This is a genomic window from Catenulispora rubra, from assembly GCF_015356825.1.
Taxonomy (GTDB): Bacteria; Actinomycetota; Actinomycetes; order Streptomycetales; family Catenulisporaceae; genus Catenulispora; species Catenulispora rubra.
The window spans coordinates 17,441-37,229 of sequence record NZ_JAACYW010000061.1 but is presented as its reverse complement, the minus strand read 5'-3'; the positions used below and the strand labels follow the sequence as shown (position 1 = coordinate 37,229).

Annotated in this window: 14 protein-coding genes; 4 read left to right on the top strand and 10 right to left on the bottom strand. The window is 68.1% G+C overall.

Going from position 1 to position 19,789, the window contains the following annotated elements; translation table 11 throughout:
* Positions 1-14: 14 nt before the first annotated feature.
* Positions 15-575, bottom strand: a complete 561-nt coding sequence (locus tag GWK61_RS19185; protein ID WP_194909920.1) for a hypothetical protein — start codon at positions 573-575, stop codon at positions 15-17.
* Positions 576-985: 410 nt separating this feature from the next.
* Between GWK61_RS19185 and GWK61_RS19180 the strand changes: the two genes are divergently transcribed.
* Complete coding sequence (locus tag GWK61_RS19180) at positions 986-2,491, top strand: APC family permease (RefSeq protein ID WP_194909919.1); 1,506 nt, start codon at positions 986-988, stop codon at positions 2,489-2,491.
* Between the two features lie 47 nt (positions 2,492-2,538).
* Positions 2,539-4,542 carry a S53 family peptidase gene (locus GWK61_RS19175; RefSeq protein ID WP_194909918.1) on the top strand — a complete coding sequence of 668 codons (2,004 nt, stop codon included), beginning with the start codon at positions 2,539-2,541 and terminating at the stop codon, positions 4,540-4,542.
* Positions 4,543-4,590: 48 nt separating this feature from the next.
* Here the strand turns inward: GWK61_RS19175 and GWK61_RS19170 are convergent, their stop codons facing one another.
* The 4 genes from GWK61_RS19170 to GWK61_RS19155 all read right to left on the bottom strand — a co-directional run bounded on the left by GWK61_RS19170 (position 4,591) and on the right by GWK61_RS19155 (position 10,001).
* The gene (locus GWK61_RS19170; RefSeq protein ID WP_194909917.1) at positions 4,591-5,478 is read right to left on the bottom strand and encodes a carbohydrate ABC transporter permease; all 888 of its coding nucleotides are present in this window, start codon (positions 5,476-5,478) and stop codon (positions 4,591-4,593) included.
* Positions 5,475-6,500: a carbohydrate ABC transporter permease gene (locus tag GWK61_RS19165; RefSeq protein ID WP_194909916.1), complete on the bottom strand. Its 1,026-nt coding sequence runs from the start codon at positions 6,498-6,500 to the stop codon at positions 5,475-5,477. Before GWK61_RS19165 ends, GWK61_RS19170 begins: the two co-directional genes overlap by 4 nt.
* Before the next feature lie 129 nt (positions 6,501-6,629).
* Positions 6,630-7,943 carry an ABC transporter substrate-binding protein gene (locus GWK61_RS19160; RefSeq protein ID WP_323747638.1) on the bottom strand — a complete coding sequence of 438 codons (1,314 nt, stop codon included), beginning with the start codon at positions 7,941-7,943 and terminating at the stop codon, positions 6,630-6,632.
* A gap of 114 nt (positions 7,944-8,057) precedes the next feature.
* On the bottom strand, positions 8,058-10,001 hold the full coding sequence (locus GWK61_RS19155) for a glycogen debranching N-terminal domain-containing protein (RefSeq protein ID WP_228562556.1): 1,944 nt from the start codon (positions 9,999-10,001) through the stop codon (positions 8,058-8,060).
* Between the two features lie 122 nt (positions 10,002-10,123).
* On the opposite strand from GWK61_RS19155, the gene GWK61_RS19150 reads away from it, so the two are divergent.
* Both GWK61_RS19150 and GWK61_RS56580 read left to right on the top strand, forming a co-directional pair.
* Complete coding sequence (locus GWK61_RS19150; RefSeq protein WP_194909915.1) at positions 10,124-11,170, top strand: LacI family DNA-binding transcriptional regulator; 1,047 nt, start codon at positions 10,124-10,126, stop codon at positions 11,168-11,170.
* 239 nt (positions 11,171-11,409) lie between these two features.
* The gene (locus tag GWK61_RS56580) at positions 11,410-14,028 is read left to right on the top strand and encodes a ricin-type beta-trefoil lectin domain protein (protein WP_228562555.1); all 2,619 of its coding nucleotides are present in this window, start codon (positions 11,410-11,412) and stop codon (positions 14,026-14,028) included.
* A 236-nt stretch (positions 14,029-14,264) separates the two neighbouring features.
* Here GWK61_RS56580 and GWK61_RS19140 read toward each other — a convergent pair whose 3' ends face one another.
* From GWK61_RS19140 to GWK61_RS19120, 5 genes are all read right to left on the bottom strand, one after another.
* Positions 14,265-14,777 carry a P-loop nucleotide/nucleoside kinase family protein gene (locus GWK61_RS19140; RefSeq protein WP_228562554.1) on the bottom strand — a complete coding sequence of 171 codons (513 nt, stop codon included), beginning with the start codon at positions 14,775-14,777 and terminating at the stop codon, positions 14,265-14,267.
* 548 nt (positions 14,778-15,325) lie between these two features.
* A complete protein-coding gene (locus tag GWK61_RS19135) occupies positions 15,326-15,781 on the bottom strand; it encodes a hypothetical protein (protein WP_194909913.1) in 456 nt (151 codons plus the stop codon).
* Between the two features lie 168 nt (positions 15,782-15,949).
* Positions 15,950-16,579 carry a hypothetical protein gene (locus GWK61_RS19130; RefSeq protein WP_194909911.1) on the bottom strand — a complete coding sequence of 210 codons (630 nt, stop codon included), beginning with the start codon at positions 16,577-16,579 and terminating at the stop codon, positions 15,950-15,952.
* Entirely contained in the window at positions 16,576-17,205 is a 630-nt protein-coding gene (locus GWK61_RS19125; protein WP_194909909.1) for an RNA polymerase sigma factor, read from the bottom strand. The genes GWK61_RS19130 and GWK61_RS19125 overlap by 4 nt, the downstream gene beginning before the upstream one ends.
* 173 nt (positions 17,206-17,378) lie before the next feature.
* Positions 17,379-19,769: an ATP-binding protein gene (locus GWK61_RS19120; protein WP_194909907.1), complete on the bottom strand. Its 2,391-nt coding sequence runs from the start codon at positions 19,767-19,769 to the stop codon at positions 17,379-17,381.
* Positions 19,770-19,789: the final 20 nt, after the last annotated feature.

Genomic DNA, 19,789 nt, shown 5'->3' with positions numbered 1-19,789 from the left:
AAGCCGGCGTCGTATCAGATCGCTGGCTCGCTCATCTCGGGGCGATATTCGGAGGTGGCACCGGGCTGGCGCAGGCTGTGCATCGAGTATCCCTTGCGGATATGAGCCGGCTTCTTGTGACGGTGCTGGTAGAACACCCATGACAGCGCGGGCCACGAGATCAGGGACGCCACGAGCACCACGGCGAAGAAGGCCAGGATTCCGTTTCCCCTGATGTGGAGGATGAGGGTGAGGAGCAGCCCGAGCCAGCACGCCGCCAGGACGCTCACGCTGCCGACTCCGATCCGCAGAAAACGGCGGCGTGCCCGATCCAAGGCCGAGATGCTGTAGACGGTGCACCACATCTCGTGGCCGCAGTGGCCGCAGGTCACGATCGTGCGGGTCCAGCCCGTCGTCGGTCGTGGGATACCCAGGGGGAACAAGACGAAGTCCACGTCGAACCCATAGCCTCGGCGGGTGGAGCCGACCTCGTGCGCCAGTTCGAGGTCACCGAAGATCTCGGGGCCGTCGCCGAAGATCTCGCCGTCGCCGTGCGGCGCGTCGTGTGGCTCGTCTGTCGTCCCCCACGCGGCCATCCGGCTACCACCCCGCCCTCGCGGACCCTTCCCGACCGGCCCATTCTCCCACCGAAACAACATCATCAGCCAGAAATACAGACGTAGCGGCAGAACCGCCTTGGCCAGTTCCCGGTAAGCGATCGATACGCGCAAAAATTCTGCGCGATTCTGCGCGATCCCTTGAGGTCACTCCCTTACCCGCGCATGATGTGCGCATCTCGCGGTGACGGCCGCGCCGACGCCGACTGCTGCACCCAGCTCGACCGGCCCGAACGCTGCCCGGCCCGAACACCGCCCGGCCCGACCGGCTACCAGCCCGCCGGTCCGCCGGTCCGCCGGTCCGCCGACAGCCGCTGACGCAATGAAGCCGCGCGGCGTCACGGTACCTCTTTTCCCCGTCCGGAACCGAACCTCGAAAGAAGTCATCGATGGCTGATACCCGAACCACGCCCGCCGGAACGGACCCCGAGGTCACGACGCTGACCCGGAAGATCGGCCTGTTCCAGGCCGTGACCATCAACATGGCCCAGATGTGCGGGATCGGCCCGTTCGTCACCATCCCGCTGATGGTCGTCGCGTTCGGCGGGCCGCAGGCGATCATCGGCTGGATCGCCGGCGCGATCCTGGCGCTGGCCGACGGTCTGGTCTGGGCGGAGCTCGGCGCCTCGCAGCCCGGTTCCGGCGGCACCTACGTCTATCTGCGCGAGGCCTTCCAATACCGGACCGGGCGGCTGATGCCCTTCCTGTTCATCTGGACCGCCATCCTGTTCATCCCGCTGATCATGTCCACCGGCATCCAGGGGATGGTGCAGTACCTCGCCTACCTCTGGCCCTCGATGAGCACGGGACAGGGCGACGTCGTCGGACTGGCCCTCACCGCCCTGCTGGTGCTGATGCTCTGGCGCCGGGTGGAGAACATCGGCCGGCTGACGGTCGGCATGTGGGCCGTGATGATCGCATGCGTGCTCACGGTGATCCTGGCCTGCTTCACCCACTTCCACGGCTCGTTGGCCTTCGCCTGGCCGGCCGGCGCGATCGCGCCGCTCAAGGGCTCGTTCTGGGTCGGCTTCGCCGCCGGCCTGACCGTCGGCATCTTCGACTATCTCGGCTACAACACGACGGCGTACCTCGGCGCGGAGATCAAGGACCCCGGCCGGGTGATGCCGCGCTCGATCATCATCTCGGTGCTCTCGATCGCCGCGATCTACCTGGTGATGCAGATCGGCGTGCTGGGCGTGGTGCCCTGGCACGACATGCTGGACCCGAACAGCATCGACTCCAGCTCCATCGGCGCCGCGGTCCTGCAGCGGACCTGGGGCAAGGGCGCGGCGCAGGTGGTCACCGTCCTGGTACTGATCACCGCGTTCGCCTCGGTGTTCACCGGCCTGCTCGGCGGCTCCCGGGTCCCCTTCGACGCGGCTCGGGACGGGATGTTCTTCCGCTCGTTCGGCCGGCTGCACCGCAAGCACGAGTTCCCGACCGTGGGCCTGCTGGTGATGGGCGCGATGACGGCGGCGAGCTTCCTGTTCGCCCGACACCTCGGCAGCTCCGCCTCGCACCCGCCGCTGACGGTGCTGATCTCGCTGCTGACCACGGTGATGGTCATCGTGCAGTCGATCGCGCAGATCGCCGCGGTCAGCGTGCTGCGCAAGAGGCAGCCGCGACTGGCCCGCCCGTACAAGATGATCCTCTACCCGCTGCCGAGCGTCGTGGCCGGAATCGGCTGGGTGACGATCTACACCTGGGCGGACAAGGCGAACCCCGGCGTCCACCCGATCGAGTGGTCACTGGCCTGGCTGGCGCTCGGCTGCGTGGCGTTCCTGGTCTGGGCGCGCCGGGAGCACGCGTGGCCGTTCGGACCGAAGGAGATCCGCGAGCAGTATCTTGAGGATCAGCAGACTGAGTCGGGCAACGCCACTGTAGCAGTGCTCTGATACTCTCCGGCTCGGCACTGCCCCGTCGGTGTAGTGGGAGGCGTTCCATGCGACGTGTTCGATTTCGAGCGGTCCTGGTGGCGGCCTGCGCGGCTGCGCTGGCGGTGAGCGGGGCCGGGGCGGCGCGGGCCCAGCAGTCCCGGATCACGCTGGTCGACACGTCGTACCAGTCCGGCTTCGGGCTCACCGACGCCGGCCCGGCGGACCCGGGCACCGTCGTGACCGACCTGGTCTACCTCAACGTCCGCGACCCGTCCGCCCTGGCCGAGCGCGTGCGCTCCGTTTCCACACCGGGCAGCCCCGACTACGACACGTTCATGACACCGGCACAGATCCAGGCTCGAAACCAGCTCAGCCCGGCCCAGTTCAAGCGCGTGCGCGACTGGCTGGCCTCGGCCGGGTTGAGCGTCACACATCCGAATTGGCGAGAGCTAAGAATCACCGGCGCGATCGGGGCGATGGAGCGCGCGTTCGATGTAACTTTCGACAAGTACACCGACCCGAACCCCGGCGACGCGTTCATCTATCAGATACCCACGACCGATCTGAGCATCCCCGGCGACCTCGGCTCACTGGTGCTCGACGTGCCCAACTACTTTTTCTACACGCCGACGTCGAACGCGAACGTGGCGCCCGCGACGGACCAGGCCGCGAAGCAGTCCGCAGACCCGCCGGCCCACCTGCCGGTGAAGCCGGGCGGCAAGTCCTTCCCGCACGTCGCCTCTACGCCCTCCTCGCTCATGTCGCCCTGCTCGCGGTACTGGGGACAGAAGCCGGCCACCGGCATGCCCGAGGTGGACGGCCGTACGCCGTCTCTCGCGCCGTGCGGCTACACGCCCACCCAGTTGCGCGACGCCTACGGCCTGGACAGCGAGACCGGCAAGGGACAGACCGTCGCCGTGATCGGGATCGCCCTGGACACCCTGGAACAGGACGTGAACACCTGGTCCCGGCACGTGGGCACCCGGACGCTGCGCCCCGGCCAGCTGACACTGGTCCCCACCCCGGACGGCACGCCGGCCGACACTCCGGCCGAAGCCGACGTCGGCTTGGTCGAGACGACCATGGACGTGGAGGCCGTGCACGGCATGGCACCGGACGCGAACGTCATCGCGATCGGCTACACCACCTCACCGGACAACGGCCCCAACTTCGATCTGGCGAGCATGATGTACGTCCTGGACCACACGCACGCCACGATCGTCTCGGATTCCGGCACGTTCGTGCCCACACCCAGGACACAGACTGCGTACGACAACCTCTACCGGGAGGGGGCGCTACAAGGCGTCGGCTTCTACTACCCCAGCGGCGACGGCAACGGCAGCCTCGCCTACCAGGCCGGTGACCAGTGGACCACCGGCGTGGGCGGCACGTCGCTGGCCATCGGGCCGCATGGCTCCCGCGAATGGGAGACCGGCTGGGGCGACGCGCAAAGCACACTGAGTCCCGACGGCACCTCCTGGCAGGCACCGCAGCCCGGCGGCGGCACCGGCGGCGGCTGGATGCTCGGCGCGCCGAGGCCCTGGTACCAGCAGGGCGTGGTCTCCGACCGCGAGGCGACCGGCCCGGACGGCGGGATCGACCGCACCGGCCCGGACGTCGCGATGGACGCCGACGCGGGCACCGGCATGCTGGTCGGCGGCACGCCGCTGTACGGCGACGCCTGGCCGGGCTCCGCCGAGAGTACCTGGACGTACACCGAGCGCCGCTACGGCGGCACGAGCCTGTCCACCCCGCTGTTCGCCGGCGTGCAGGCACTCGCGCAGCAGGCCCGTGGCGGCACGCCGCTCGGCTTCGCCAACCCCACGCTCTACCGCTTGTCCGGCACCGGAGCCTTCAAGGACATCACCAAGCTCACCGGCCTACCCCCCGCCGCCGTCGAACAGCACTGGATCTCCGCCGGCACGTTCGTCCCGCTGCTGCTCCAGATGGCCGCCCACGAACCGATACCCGGCGAGACGACGACCAACTCGGTCGGCCCCGGCTTCGACACCGAAACCGGCATCGGCGTTCCCACCGGCGCATACCTCACATGCATGCACCAACGCTGACCAAGGCTACGACAAAGCACGCAGAGCCCACTGTGTCGCCGCGAATGACTACTGCTTGACACCGCCGGCGGTCAGGCCGGAGATGATGCGCCGCTGGAACAGAAGGACGGCGGCGACCAGAGGCACCGTGACGATGACTCCGGCGGCCATCTGTGTACCGTAGGGCTGGTCGAAGCCGTAGGCGCCGGTGAAGCGGGAGATGGCGACGGTGGCGGTCTGCATGTTCTTCTTGTCGACCATCGACAAGGCGATGATGAACTCGTTCCAGGCGGCGATGAACACGATGATCGCGGTCGTGAACACGCCGGGCGCGGCGAGGGGAAGGATGACGCGGCGGAAGGCCTGGCCGCGGGTACAGCCGTCGATCATGGCGGCCTGTTCGAGTTCCCGGGGCAGCTGGCGGAAGAAAGAGGCGAGGTTCCAGACCGCCAGCGGCAGGGCGAACGACATGCTGGGGACGATCATCGCCTGGTAGGTGTTGATCCAGCCGATGTCCGTGAACAGCTTCAGCAGCGGCACCACCATGGAGATGCCCGGGAACATGGACGTGGCGATGATGGCGGCGGCGGCCAGGTTCTTGAACCGGAAGTCGAGGCGCGCCAGGGCGTAGGCGGAGATGATCGCGAGTGTCAGGGTGACGACTGTGGTGACGCCTGCGACGATCAGGCTGTTGAGCAAGGCGCGTTGGAATCCGACGTCGCCCTTGAACACCGCGCGGATGTTGGCGGTGGACCAGGGGTGCGGCAGCAGTGAGAGCTGGAACTGGTCGGTCGGGCGACGGAAAGCCGAGACGAGCATCCAGTAGAACGGGCCCAGGCAGTACACGACGATGACCGCGATGCCGGCCCAGCGCAGGATCGGCCCACCGACGCGGCGCCGTCCGGTCCGATGTCCGGTCCGGCGGCCGAGGCGCGGTTCGAAGGTGGTGGCGCTCATCGGGTGGCCGCCTTTCCGATCGTTCGACGTCCCCGGGGCACTGAGGGCTTGCTGTACTTGCGGTGTGTTCTGGCGTCAGCGATGAGGTCGGTACCCAGGAGCTTGACGAATGCGTAGGCGACGATCAGGACGTAGAGGAACAGCAGCGTCGAGTAGGCGGCCGCCGGTCCGTAGTGCAGGTTCCCGGCCTCGTTGAAGGCGAGCATGGAGATGGTCTGCACGGAGCCTTTGTTGTTGCCGATCAGCAGATAGGGCAGGTCGAACATGCGCAGCACGTCGAGGAGCCGGAACAGTACGGCTACCAGCAGCGTCGGCCTGACCAGCGGCAGGGTGACGGCGCGGAACTGGCGCCAGGCGTTGGCGCCGTCCAGACGCGCGGCCTCATAAAGCTCGTCGGGGATGAGTTGCAGCCCCGCGAGTGTGAGCAGCCCGATGAAGGGGGCGGTCTTCCAGGTGTCGGCGATGATGACGGCGAGCTTGGCGGGCCATCCGTCGGCGGTCCACAGCGTCTGGCTGCCCAGCATGTGGTTGGCGATGCCGTCGGCGTCGAAGATCCAGCGCCACAGCAGTCCGGAGACCGCGGTCGGGATCGCCCAGGGCACCAGGATGCTGGCCCGCACCAGGGCGCGGCCGCGTAGTGCGCGGTGCATGACCAGGGCCATGGCCACGCCGATCAGGATCTCGATCGCCACGGTGGTGACGGTGAAGAAGGTGGTGTTGGTGAAGGCGTTCCAGAACCGGGAGCCGTTGGCACCGGTGAAGGCATCGGTGAAGTTGCGCGGGCCCACGAACCGGTCGGAGTCGACGACGAACCCATTGGCGTCGAGGTGCTCGCCCTGCTCGTAGAACGACTGGCGCAGGGCGGCGATCAGGGGGTAGCCGATGACCAGCGCCAGAACGAGGAACGTCGGCGAGAGCAGGAGGACGGCGAGCCGTCCTTCGCTGTTCTTCGCGCGGCGGGACAGCACGGCTGGGCGGGTTTCCTGCCCCGTCGGGCCGCGTAGCGTGTCGGTGGAGGTCAAGACGAGCCGCTTTCCGTGTCGGGGTCTGGGTCCGGGTCTGGGGCCGTGTCAGGGTCCGATGATTGGTCCGGCTGGGAGCAGGTGGTCCGGCCGGGAGCAGGTAGGACCAGCCACCCAGCCGGGGCGCAGTCACTTCTGGCTGGTGATCTGCGTCAGCTTGGTCTGCAGCGAGGCCAGCGCGGTGGCCGGGTCGCCCTGCCCGGACAGCACCGGGTAGATCGCGTCCTGGATGGCCGTGGAAACGTCGCCGTAGTGCACGGCCTTCGGGCGGGCGACGGCGCTCTGCAGCGACTGCTTGAGGTCGGACAGGTACGGGAACTGCTTCTGCAGCGTCGCGTCGTCGTACAGGCCGGTGCGAGTCGGCGCGGTGGAGGTCGCCAGCAGGTTGGCACGCTCCTCGTCCGCGCTGGTCAGGTAAGTGATGAAGTCCTTCGCGGTGGTCTTGTGCTTGGCGAAGGAGGAGATGGCGAGGTTGTATCCGCCGAGGGTGGAGGAGCCGATGCCGTTCTGGCCGGGGAGCGGGGCGACCGCGAACTTGCCGGCGACCTTCGAGGAACCGTCGGTCTTGTTGGCCAGGTCCCACACATAGGGCCACTGACGCAGGAAGAGCAGGCTGCCGGCCTGGAACGCCTGACGGCCGTTCTCCTCCTGGTAGGTGAGGGCGGCGTGCGGGATGGTGCCGTTCTTGAACGAGGTGGCGAGCCAGGCCAGAGCCGCAGTGGCCTGCGGCGTGTTCACCGTGGGGTTGCCGTTGTCGTCGAAGACCTTCCCACCGGCCGACTGCACGGCCTCGGAGAAGTTGACGACCAGTCCCTCGTACTTGTCGAACTGCCCGGCGTAGCAGTCGACACCCTTGCCCGCCGGTACTGCCTTGACCTTGGCGCAGTCGTCGGTGATCTGCTGCCAGGTGGTCGGCGGCGTGGTGATGCCGGCGGCGGTCAGCAGGTCGCTGCGATAGAACAGCAGGCCGCCGTTGGTCTCCCAGGGCACGGCGTACAGGTTTCCGCGGTACTCGGCCGAGTCCACGGCCGAGGCCAACAGCCCGGAGGTGTCGGTGGACGCCGGCATCTGGTCGATCCAGCGGTTGGCCGCGAACTCGGCAGTCCAGGTCACGTCAAGGCCGAGCACCGCGTAGGCGTCGGACTTGACCTGAGCGTTCTGCTGGAGCTGTTGCAACTGGCCGTCCGCTGAGGCGGGGAGTTCACTGATCGTGACAGCCTCCGACGGGTGCGCGGTGTTCCAGGCGTCGACCTGCTTCTGCAGGTTGCCAGAGGTGTCCTTGCCGACGGCGAAAGTGATCGGGCCGCGATCGGCGGCACCGGGGCTGCTTCCCGTGCCCGAGCCCGACGCGGAAGTGCTGGAGGAGCACCCGGCAGTCAGGACGCCGACAGTGGCGAGGACCAGGCATGCGGAGCCTCTGATGAGCTTCGTGCGGTGGAACACGGTCGTTCTCCCTGATGACGGGGCCGAGCGCGGCCCTGGAGCGAGTATTAGCGACTTGTCAAAGGTGTGGAGTAACCGGCGGCCGTTCTGTGACGGTGCAGTGATCTCCGTGTTCTACGGCGCAGGCGACCACCCCTCCAGATAGGAGACGATGGCCACTGCCCCGGCTGCGGACCACGCCTGCGGTCGGCAGGCGGTCGCGTAGGGCACGACGGGCTGGCACTCCTTGGCCGAGGTGCCGGCGAAGAGTTCCGGGAGGCGGTGGTCGAAGGTCTCGGCTGCGGCCAGGAGCCCTTCGGCCAGGGCACGGGCCGCTGCGTGCTCGCCCTCGGCGGCCAGACCGAGGACGGCTATGGCGGTGTCGTGCGGCCAGACACTGCCGCAGTGGTAGCTCAGCGGATTGAACGCGTCACTGGTCGAGGACAAGGTCCGCAGTCCGAAGCCGCAGTTCAGATCGGGCTTGACGATGCGGTCCGCGATCGATCGGGCTTCATCGGCGGTGAGCAGACCGGTGCCGAGCAGGTGTCCCATGTTCGAGGCCGCACCGTCGACCGGTTCCTTGTTCGCGTCGAGGGCGATCGCCGGGTACCGGCCGAACTCGTCGGTGAGCCAGAAGGTCTTCCGGAACCGCTCTTGCAGGCTCTCGGCCCATTCGCGCCAGCGTGCGGCGCCGGGAAGGCCGAAGGCGTCCAGTAACGCAGCGCCCTTGGTCGCGGCGGCGTAGGCATAGCCCTGGACTTCGCACAGGGCCAGCGGTGCGGTAGCGCGGCGGCCGTCGGCCCACCGCACGGCGTCCGGCGTGTCCTTCCAGCCCTGATTGGCCAGTCCACCGCGAACGGAGGAGAGATATTCGACGAAGCCGTCGCCGTCCGCGTCGGCGTACTGCAGGATCCATCCGAGCGCGGCCTGCAGGTTCGGCAGCAGCGCCGCCACCTCGGCCTCGGGCATGCCGGCGATCGAGGCGTCGTGCAGCAGGCGGATCCACAGTAGGGTCGCGTCGATCGTGCCGTAGTACACCGGCGGGATGACCATGTTCCCGACGCGGAGCGTCTCGCGCCTGACTTCGTGCAGGATCTTGCCGGGCTGCTCTTCGGTGGCTGGGTTCTCCTGCCGCCCCTGCCGCCGTGCCAGCGCGCGCAGTGTGCCGGCGGCCAAGCCGGCGTCGATCGACAGGAGCAGTTGGGCCGACCACAGTGCGTCCCGGCCGAACAAGGTGAAGTACCAGGGGCTGCCGGCGGCAAGGAATCGGTCGGCCGGATTCTGCGGGTCGGCGAGCACCATGTGCTCCAGATCCTGCAGGCTGGTGTTCATCAGCTGCCGTCGCCGCGGATCCGTGGGCTCTCTCAGCAGATGTCCCGCCAGGACGGGGCGATCGTCGGCAGCGACTGGTAGGAACACGCGCGCTTCCGGGTCGGGTGCGTCCTTGCTCATGGCCCGCATGGTGATCACGGAGGACTGCCCTGGTGCCAGGTCGATCCGGAAGGTCAGTTCGGCTGTACCGCCCGCTGCTTCGACCGCCAGGGGCGCGGGGTCCGCGGTGAGACGAGCCGTGTATCCGGAAACGGACCACGCGACGTGAGCGGGTCCGAGTTCGGGTGCGACGGGGTCCAGCTGGTCACCGCTGCGGACCCGATGCATCGCGGCCAGATCGGAGGCACAGCGCACACGCAACGTCACCGTGACCTGCTCGGCGCTGAAACTGGAGAGGTGTACACGTTCGGTCAGCGTGTCGGGCCCGACGTCGCGATAGCGGTGCATGAGGACTGTGGCATCGTCGGAGAGATCACCGGCGGGGCGGACCTGGGCGGTGAAGACGGCGCCGGCCGCGCCGGTCATCCGGTGGCCCAGGGGGACGGCCGCCGCGTCCTCCAGCTCCACGTCCAGCCGTGACAGCACCCGCCGGTCGCTGCGGTAGTAGCCGTCGAGACCCCCGGCGCGGATCTGGCCGTCGTCCGTGCTCAAGCACACTCCGGGCGCCCACAGCAGGGTGACCGAATCGTGCAGAGCCGGCTGGCGGTGGTAGCTCACGGCGGCGGCCTCCATCTGGAAGATCGGCAAGACTGGACGCCAGATGATTTTGACGTCAAAATTTTGTAGCGGTGACGTTAACAGACCCGAACGTCGAAGCGCCAGAGTCGAATTCGAGACAATGCACAGACCCCAGGGAAGCGGAGGACGCAGTGGCAGCGCAGGAACGCCGACCGGCGAAGGGCGCGGTCGCGCCGACGCAGACGGACGTCGCGCGGGCCGCTGGCGTGTCCGGACAGACCGTGTCCAACGTGCTGCGCGCACCCGAGCGGGTCCGGCCTGCCACGCGTGAGCGGGTCGAGCAGGCCATCGCCGAACTCGGCTACCGGCCCAACCGGCTGGCGCAGGCGCTCCGGGAGAGCGCCTCGCGGATGATCGGCTACCGGATCGAGCCGCTCGCGCCCGGGGCCCTGGCCTCGATCCACGACCGGTTCCTGCACGCGCTCGCCGAGGCCGGCCGGGCCGCCGACCACCATCTGGTGCTGTTCACCGCGGCCGACGAAGCCTCCGAGGCTGAGGCCGTGGCCCGGATGCACCGCACCGGCGCGGCCGACTCCTTCGTGCTCTACGACATCACCGCCGACGATTCACGCCCGGCCGCGCTACTGGCCGCCGGTGTGCCGTTCGTCGCCTTCGGCCGCACCGCCACCGGGGTCGAGGCATATCCCTGGGTCGACGTGGACAACGTCGTCGGCACCGGGTCCGCGGTGGACCACCTGGTCCACCGCGGCCACCGCCGGATCGCCTTCATCGGCTGGCCGGCGGGGCAGAACGTCGGCGACCGGCGCTCTGAAGGCTTCCAGCAAGCGATCGAACGCCATGGTCTGACCACGAGCCTCGGGTTGGAGATGCGCTGTGAGGACTCCGTCACCATCGCCGCGCAGATGGCTTTCCATCTGCTGGAGCAACCCGATCCGCCGACCGCGTTCGTCACCGCCACGGACACGTTGGCCGTCGGCGTCATGGGCGCCGTCCACCGCTGGGGACTGGAAGTCGGCCGGGACGTCGCCATCGTCGGGTTCGACGACACGCCGACGGCCGCGGCACTGGACCTGAGCAGCATCCGTCAGCCCATCGAGCTCGTCGGCCAGCGCGTCATCGCCGCGCTGCTCGGCGACCTCCCCGCCGACCAGCAGCTTCTCACTCCCCGACTGGTCATCCGCGGTTCCAGCGCGAGCCCCGCGCGCGGCGTTCTCTGAACCTGTTCCACCCCACGGCGAAGCCCACCGACTCCGCGTCGGCGGGCGTTCGCACGCCCGAAACCCTTGACACGCGCTCAGCCTTTTGGTTTCGTCTGCGCTACCGAATTTTGACGTCAAAAAGCTCTACGTCCGCCACCTCGAGGTCACCACATCACCGCACATCACCCCCCGCGCTCGTCGACCGCCAAAGAGGACAGATGATGAAAAGACCCTTGAGATCGCGCCGATCTCGGCTCTTGAGCGTCGCAGCCGCGATCGCGCTTGTCGCGACCACGATCGGCGGCCAGCTCACGCACCCCAGCACGGTCCACGCCGCCACCAACCAGGTGGACAGCGGCGTGATCGGCTGGGACGGCGACAAGGACGCCGCTGTCGCGCACGCCGACGGCAGCTTCGACATCCGCGCCGGCAAGAACATCACGGTCGGATTCGGCATCTACGACAACCCGGCAAGCATGCAGTGGTCCAATGCCGGCGGCTACTACCCGGCCCTGGTCACAAGTTTCCAGCGCGACAACACGACCGTGACCATCACAAACTTCGGCGACAAGGTCACCATCCACGGCCGGGCCTACGTGGCCGTCTACTCCCGGGTGAGCGTCTACAACCACGACAGCGTGGCCCATGTCGAAGACCCGGCACCGTCGAGTCAGCTCCTGCCCCTCAACTCGGCCCCGACGACCGTCAACCCCGGCCAGACCGTCAACCACGACTACGTCATCGCAGTCGACGAGTTCGGCGGCAGCTACCCCTGGCCGGCCAACGCGGACCTGGTCGCCGCCGGCTGTTACAACTCCCACTACGCGCACATGACGTCGTACTGGGACGCGAGACTCGCCGGGATAGCCCAGATCAACGTTCCGGACCCGCGCCTGGTCAACGCCTACAAGGCGGGGTACATCTACACCAACATCGTCAAGGACGGGAACAACCTCGACGTCGGGGAGAACGGCTACGACCAGCTGTTCGACCACGACGTGATCGGCATCCTGACCAACCTGCTCACCGAGGGCGATCTCGCCAACGCGCACGCCTACCTGGCCACCCTGAGCGGCCCCTTCACCTCCACGACCTACCCCGACGCCACGTACAAGTACAGCTGGCCGTGGGCGGTGTATCTGGAGAAGAGCGGTGACGCCGCGTTCGTATCCGCGAACTTCAGCACCATAAAAGCCAACGCCCACCAGATCGCCACAGACGCCACCGGCCCGGGCGGAACGATGATGTCCTCCAACGCCATCGACGCCGACGGCCATTGGACCGTCGATGACGAGTCCGCTCTGACCGGGCTGCTGGCCTATCAGTACATCGCCGCCAAGCTCGGCAACAGCGCCGAGGCCACGTGGGCGGCGAACGAGTACAGCACCCTGTTCTCAGCCGTGAACACCGAAATCCAGTCCACCATCAACGCCAACGGTCTGAGCTACCTGCCCTGCGCGATCGACGTGCCGAACACCTCGAACCGCTGCAGCTACCCCAACGACGCGAACTGGGCCTCGACGCTGCTGTTCGGCCGCTGGAACTGGGACGGATACCTGTTCGGCGCCAACCGGACCGGCCCGCTGGCCACCATGCTCGACGCCACCTACGACTACGGCTTCGCGCACCTGACCAGCCTGCCCCCGCACACCTACGGCGGCTACCCCGGCTACAGCACCGCGTACAACGCAGGCTACGGAGAAGCCGGCCTCTCCAGCACCGGTCACCGCAGCGAAGGCATCTACGACTACCAATTCATGATCAACAACACTCAGAGCGCCCCGTTCTCCTGGTGGGAAGGCATCCCGACAGCCGGGACGACCGCGTGGGGCCCAGGCCGTCACGCCACCGCCGGCACCGGCTCCAGCCCGCACATGTGGGGCCAGGCCAACGCCTCGCACGTCCTGCTCGACTCGTTGATGGCCGAGAAGTCCGACGGCCAGGTCATCGTCGGCCGCGGCGTGCCCGACGAGTGGCTGCGCAGCGGGCAGACCGTCAGCGCGACCAACTACCCCATCACCGGCGGCAAGCGAATTGGAGCCACCGTCAGTACCAGCGGGAACGCCGTCACACTCACCCTCAGCGGCGCCGCACCCGCTGCAGGCGTCGCATTCGAGATCCCGGACTTCGTCGGGAACGTCGCCTCGGCCAGCGCCGGTACCGTCGACAACGCCAACGGCATCGTCACCCTGCCGTCCGGTACGACGAGCGTGACCGTCACCCTGAGCACGGTCCCCGCCTTCCAGCAGATCGGCGGGCTCGATCTCACCTCGTACTGCAAGTCCATCGGCGACATCGGGGGCGCCAGCCTGGACGGCACCACCGCGAACGACTGGCGGTGCGTCACCGACTCCGGCACACACGTCTCGATGGACATGAACGACGCCTGCACCTGGGGCAACCTCTACAACCCGTCCGCCTTCGCCCAGGCCGGCTCGCCCAGCGACCCGAACTCCTGGAGCTGCTGGAGCACAGCGCCGGTGCCGTATGTGCCGCCGACCGGCCCGGTCACCGGCTACGCCGGTCTGTGCCTGGACGTGTCCGGAGGCAACACCGCCGACAGGACACCGGTGCAGGTCTACACCTGCAACTACACCGCCTCGCAGTCCTGGACCGTCGCGTCCGACAGCGCACTGCAGGCGTTCGGCAAGTGCCTGGACGTGCGCGACGGCAACACCGCGAACGGCACTGCCGTCCAGCTCTACACCTGCAACACCACTGCATCCCAGGTCTGGCAGCAATCCGGCGGCCAGCTGCTGAACCCGCTGTCGGGCCGCTGTCTGACCGACCCGGGCTCCGGAGGATCCGGCACCAGTCTGCAGATCCAGGACTGTGTGGCCGGCACAGCCAACCAACAGTGGACGCTTCCGAAGTAGATCAAGACCCGGCGATACGACTGCGGTCCCGGCTCGATTCCCACGAGCCGGGGCCGCGATGCTGCTGAATCGCCAGTACCTGTCAACGACCCAATGGGACCGGCGAGCCAGCGTCCACAGTGAAGCGCCCCGAGTCCCTGCTACGGCTACAGCTTTGACACCAGGTCAGGATCCCGCTTGACCTGCTGTCGAACGGAGGAGTGTGGCACGATTCCGGGCGGTTCAGTACAGCTGGGTTAGCCATCGGTGCATGAGGGCCAGTGGTCAGCAGCCCACTCTCGCCAGCCCGGCCACCCTGCCGGCGGGTCGGGGATCTCGCCGCCGTCGAGTTCGGCGGCGTCGGGCGCCTGGAATTGTTTGCGCCAGGTGTCGACGTCGGCCTCGCTCATCGGGAATGTCCGATGCGGTGTGGTTTCCTGGCGGTGCACGATGCGGGCGAGTTGGACGTTCTTGTCCACGGGCAGGTAGACCACCTGGCATGCGGCTCCGGCCGCGTGGGCCAGCCAGCGCAGTGCCGACCGTTCGTCGCGGCCCCAGAGCCCGTAGTCGAGCACGACGCTGGTCCCCAGCCGCAGCGCTTGAAGGGCGACCGAGATGAGCCGGCCTTCGAGGACCCAGCGCTTGCCGTCGGCCATCGAGTCCCCGAACAGCGGGATCATCCAGTGGTCCGGGGTCAGGCGCAGCGCCCGGTGCGTCGCGGCGAGCTGTTCGGCCCGGGTGGTCTTCCCGGCCGCGGGAAGCCCGACCATCAGGATCAGGGTGGCGACATGCGGGTCCTGCGTGATGACGGGCTCGGCCGCCGACGGGCATGGGAATGGTTCCTCGCGCGGTGAACCGGAATGCTGTGACTGAGACATGACTCCCCTGATCAGGCGGGATGGCCCGGCAGCACGGGGATACGCGCGTGGCTGCCGGCAGGACACTGATCCGGCGGTACATCCTGGCTCTGCCCCAAGCAGGGGCAGGCAATGAGGCCGCGCTTACAGCGGCCTCGGTACCGCCGCTAGGCGGCGGTACGGGTAGTCATGGCAGTGCAGCAACACATGCCCTCATAGTAGCCGACATCGTCAGCGGAGGTCTGAGCCCTGGTTGCTGAGCGCCTGTCTGAGGTCACTTCGAGGCACGTCGTCCAGGGAGAGTTTTCGGCGAGGTTCCGGTGTTCGGCTCGCCCTTCCGTGCCAGACGGCTCGCGGGCGTCATGTTCAGGTGTCCGATCTTGCCGCCGCCAGAGCTGCCCTGCTTGACCATCTGCAGGCGCGGTTCCCCGGCCATCGTCACCAATAACGCCGCAAGTCGGCTACGTTCCGTTCTCACGCGCCACCAGGTCTTCCACGGTTCCGTAGATGTCGCCGTTGTCGCTGATCACCAGCGCGTCTTGATCCAATGGAACAGGCAGTCGGCGTAGTCCATTCAGCAACTGCCTCAGGGGGTGGCCATCTGTAGTAAGTGCCTCGGCGCGGCAGTAGACAACGACCAGCTGGAATCCGTCCACGGATCGCACCAGCAGCCGTCCCCTGAGGAAACCGCCATAGTCTGGCTCGTCGTCGAGGATATGTTCGTACCCGCGCGGCACGTTCTTGCGGTGCGCGTTCTTGGCATCGAACAGCGCGCCGCCAGGGAAGATCCAGAAGACGAACTCAGGCGCTGCGTGAGTGAAGGTCTTGATGGCGTTTCGCCGTCCGCGGTACTGCTCAGCCAAGAACTCGAACCGCTCAGCGGCAAGGCCACGCGCGACAGATCCGATAGTGATCATGCGAGCTGGACATCGACACACAGAACATTCACGCGGCCGTTATAGCAGCCAAGCTTCGCTGCCTGCCGGCCAAGCGGTGATCCGCCCAACCGGTGGGGCCGGGTTGGGCGGATCATCAGCGGCGGTCGTCCGCGCACCGCGCCCGGAACGTGGCGGCGGGCTGCCGGCTCAGCTGACGGGCTTGATCAGCAGTATGAAATCGTGCTCCGGGTCGGTGATCCCGAACTTGATCAGCTGGGTGTGGCCCGGAAAGACGGAGGTGTCGTAGTCGCCGTTCGGCTGACGAATGGCGAAGCCCATGACGTCTCCGACATGAACTTCGAGGTGCTTCACCTGATCATTGGTCTCCGTGGTGGCCGTGGCGTGGATTCCGAACTTGGCCAGGTCGGCCTCGAACTCGGCCGGGTGCACGGTGGCGCTGGGGTGGACGACGATGTGCACCGAGTGGTCGGCCAGCCTGGTCAGGGTGTATGCCACGGTGCTGATTTGCGCGCCGGCGACGGTGTCGTCGGCGGGCGCGGAGCTCTTCGCGACCGCGGGGCCGGCGGCGGAGTGGGTGTCGTGGGTGGCGACGGCGGCGAACGCCCCGACGGCGACCGCGGAGACGGCGACCGAGGTGGCGATGCGGGCGGCCAGGCGCCGCGGCTGGCTTCGGCGGTTCTGGGAGTTCATGGACGTCCAGCTGGACATCAGGTGGTCCTCTCGGAGGTGTTGGCGGCCCGGCAGGAAATCGCGGTCGGGGGGCACCGGGAGTTGCTGGCGCAGGGCACGCAGGTCGTCGTCGGGATTCCCGGTCATCGTGATCTCCGTTCCGTGGGCCGGACCGCAGCGGTGCGGTCACCTGGTAGCTGTCTGTCTGAGCCGGCCGGTTCCATGTTCGGGGCGAGAATCTTTTCTGCGCGCTCGTCCAGGCGCCGCCGGGCCCGGGACAGGCGGGAGCGCACCGTGCCGACCGGCACGCCCAACGCTGCCGCCGCGGCCGCGTAGTCCAGGCCGGCCCACACACACAGCGCCAGCACGTCGCGGTCGGCCCGCCGCAATCCGGCCAGGACCTGTTTGACGGCAGCGATGCGCTCCTGGTCCTCCAGCCGCTCGACCATCTCGTCGGCCAGGTCCGGGACCAGTTCGGGCGCGGGGAGTTTCTGCATGAGCCGGTGGTGGCGCCAGGCCGCGCGGCGCCGCTGGCGCACAACGTTGGTCGCGATGCCCAGCAGCCAGGGCAGCAGGCTGCCACCGTGCGGGTCGGCCCTACCGCGCAGCCGCCAGGCTTCCAGGAACGTCAGCGAGGTGCAGTCCTCGGCGACCGACCAGTCGCCGCTCAACCGGAGGCAGTGGTTGTAGACCACCCGGCCGTGTTTTCGGAACAGCACGGCGAACGCGCCTTCGTCACCGGCCCGGATCCGGGCCCGGAATTCGTCGTCCATGCCATGACCTGTCTGTTCGGACCGGGGTGGTTCCCGTGACGTGCGTCACAGTCGCCAGGGTCGTTCCCGACACCGGCGCGGCCGCCCGGCGGGGTACCGCCGCCGAGCTCGATTCGACGAATTCCGGAGGCGCAGGCTCATCCGTTTTCAGCACAGCGCGCTGACTGGACTCCTCAAGCCCGAGCCGTCGGATCGACATCGATCCGCTCGTCGTACCGGATCGGCGAGCGCTCAAGCCTGCGGCGGAGCCGGTCCGCCGTCGGCTCGTCGAGCTTGTCCAGGATCGCGGTGGTGCCGGCCACGTGGTCGCGGGCGGCGGGGGTGCTTCCCTGGGCGTGGAGTGCGCGGGCTTGGCCGTGGACGCATTCGAGTTCGTGGTACAGGTCGCCGGCGTCGTGGAAGCGTGTTGTGGCTTCGGTGAAGCTGGCGTAGGCGTCTTGGTGGCGTCGCAGGACCAGGTAGGTGAAGCCGAGGTTGCGGACCGCCATGGCGTGCGGGAGGCCGTTGGCCGTCGATCGCATCGCCGCGACCGCCTCCAACACATACTCCAGCGCTTCTTCGGGGCGGCGGAGGTCGTGGAGGCAGGTGGCGTAGTTGCTCAGGGCGCTGGCGAGCAGGACCGGTTCGGCGACCCTGCGCGCGATCGGAAGCGTTTCCGCTGCTACGGCAAGGGCTTCCTGGGTGCGGCCGGCGGTGGTCATGCAGAAGACCACGTAGCTCATGAGGAACACCTGGCCGGCTTCGTCGCCGACTTCGCGGTACTTCGCCAACGCCGCCGCGAAGTACGCGTCGGCTTCCTCGACCCGACCGAGCTCCGCCATGGTGACGAGGTGAGCCAGAGCCAGGGCCTCCCCGTACACGTCCCCCGAGGCGCGGGCGCCGTCCAGGCCCAGCAGGCGAAGCTCGATGATCTCATTGAGGCGACCCGTGAAGTACAGGTGGCGCTTCATCGCGGCGGATATCCGGGAACAGAGCAGCCCGTACCCCTGCCCGGATGCCACCTCGACGCTCGCGGTCAGGTTGGGCAGCTCCTGGTCGAACCAGGCCGTCGCCGCGGCCGCGTCCGAGAACGTCGCAGGCCTCGCACAGGCGACTCCGTCAGGAACTCCCGGACGATAGCCATCGGAGCCGATGGCGCTGTCGGCGTTTATCGCAGATACCGTGTACCACGACAGCACCCGCCCCAGAGCCTCGTCACGAAGCTCCGAGGGCTCATCAGACGCAAGCTTCTCCATCGCATACGTGCGCAGCAGATCGTGGAACTCGTACCGCCCCTCCCTGCGCTGTTCAAGCAGATACTCGTCGGTGAGCCCTTCGAGCAGATCCAGTGCGTCGCCCACACTCGTCCCGAGCAACGCGGCCGCCGACTCGGCGGTGGCATCGCGCCCCGGATGCGCCGCCAGGAGCCGGAACATCTGCCGCGCCCCGGGCTCCAGCGTCGTATAGGAGAGTTCGAAGACCGGTCTCGGCGTGTTCGACGCGGGCCCGAACCCGTCGAGCCGGTCGGCACGAAGGCGTCCCAGCACGTCCCCCAACGTCCAAGCGGGGCGGGAACGCAGCCGCGCGCCGGCCAGAGCGACCGCCAGCGGCAGTCCGCCGCACAGCGCGACGATCTCACCCGCCGCCTGCTGTTCCGCGGCGACTCTGTCCGCGCCCGCGATCCGGGCCAGGAGCGTCGTGGCCTCCTCCGAGCTGAACACGTCCAGACGGTGCGAAATCGTGTTGTCCAGGCCGGCCAGACTCCGACGGCTCGTGACCAGCACGAGACAGCCGGGGTCGGCCGGGATCAGACTCCTGACTTGCTCTTCGCTTCCGGCGTTGTCCAGAACCACCAGCGCGCGCCGACCGTGCAACCGGTCACGGAACATCGCCGCCCGCTCGTCGAGCGCGTCGGGAATGTTCTGCGGGGCGACCCCCAACTGCCTCAGGAACGACCCCAACACAGTGCACGGATCCGCCGGAGGATATTCCGGGTCGAACCCGTGCAAGTTCACGTAGAACTGCGCGTCAAGGTAACGTCCGGCGCGGACCAGCGTGTGCGCGAGGCGGAGCGCGAGCTGCGTCTTCCCGATGCCGCCCATGCCCTCGATCACCGAGACCACCACCGTGCCACCGTGCTCGGGCGCGGCCTCGATCGCCGTCGTGAGCTCGTGCAGATCCCGCACCCGCCCGGTGAAGGTCGGCAGATCCGCCGGCAGCTGCCGAAGCACCCCGGACGCCCCGCCGGCCTTGGCCTCGGCATGGACCCGGACGCAGGCCTGACGCCACTGGGCCACCGTGGACTCGCTCATCCCCAGCGCCGCCACCACGGCCACCACCAGATCGAGGTCCAGCCGCCGCCGCTTCGGATCGAACATCTCGCTCAGGGTGACGTGCGACAGCGGCCGCGCCGGCGTCAGGCGCGCCCCCACCTTCTTGGCCAAGGTGCGGTACGAAGGCATGCCGCACGACATCCTCAGCTGCTCCAGCAACCTGATGAAATCCGGGAGATCCACCGCCCGCCTCGGATCCGGATACCCGCCGGCCCGCACGTCGAGGTCTCGGAGTGCTTCCCCTTTCGCCATGGGCTTGAGTTTATGGAATC

What these genes read in the sequence shown, in the direction of transcription:
- GWK61_RS19185 (WP_194909920.1), bottom strand. Translation starts at nt 575, where the DNA reads ATGGCCGCGTGGGGGACGACAGACGAGCCACACGACGCGCCGCACGGC.
- GWK61_RS19180 (WP_194909919.1), top strand. Translation starts at nt 986, where the DNA reads ATGGCTGATACCCGAACCACGCCCGCCGGAACGGACCCCGAGGTCACG.
- GWK61_RS19175 (WP_194909918.1), top strand. Translation starts at nt 2,539, where the DNA reads ATGCGACGTGTTCGATTTCGAGCGGTCCTGGTGGCGGCCTGCGCGGCT.
- GWK61_RS19170 (WP_194909917.1), bottom strand. Translation starts at nt 5,478, where the DNA reads ATGAGCGCCACCACCTTCGAACCGCGCCTCGGCCGCCGGACCGGACAT.
- GWK61_RS19140 (WP_228562554.1), bottom strand. Translation starts at nt 14,777, where the DNA reads ATGGTCGGGCTTCCCGCGGCCGGGAAGACCACCCGGGCCGAACAGCTC.
- GWK61_RS19135 (WP_194909913.1), bottom strand. Translation starts at nt 15,781, where the DNA reads ATGATCACTATCGGATCTGTCGCGCGTGGCCTTGCCGCTGAGCGGTTC.
- GWK61_RS19130 (WP_194909911.1), bottom strand. Translation starts at nt 16,579, where the DNA reads ATGACCGGGAATCCCGACGACGACCTGCGTGCCCTGCGCCAGCAACTC.
- GWK61_RS19125 (WP_194909909.1), bottom strand. Translation starts at nt 17,205, where the DNA reads ATGGACGACGAATTCCGGGCCCGGATCCGGGCCGGTGACGAAGGCGCG.
- GWK61_RS19120 (WP_194909907.1), bottom strand. Translation starts at nt 19,769, where the DNA reads ATGGCGAAAGGGGAAGCACTCCGAGACCTCGACGTGCGGGCCGGCGGG.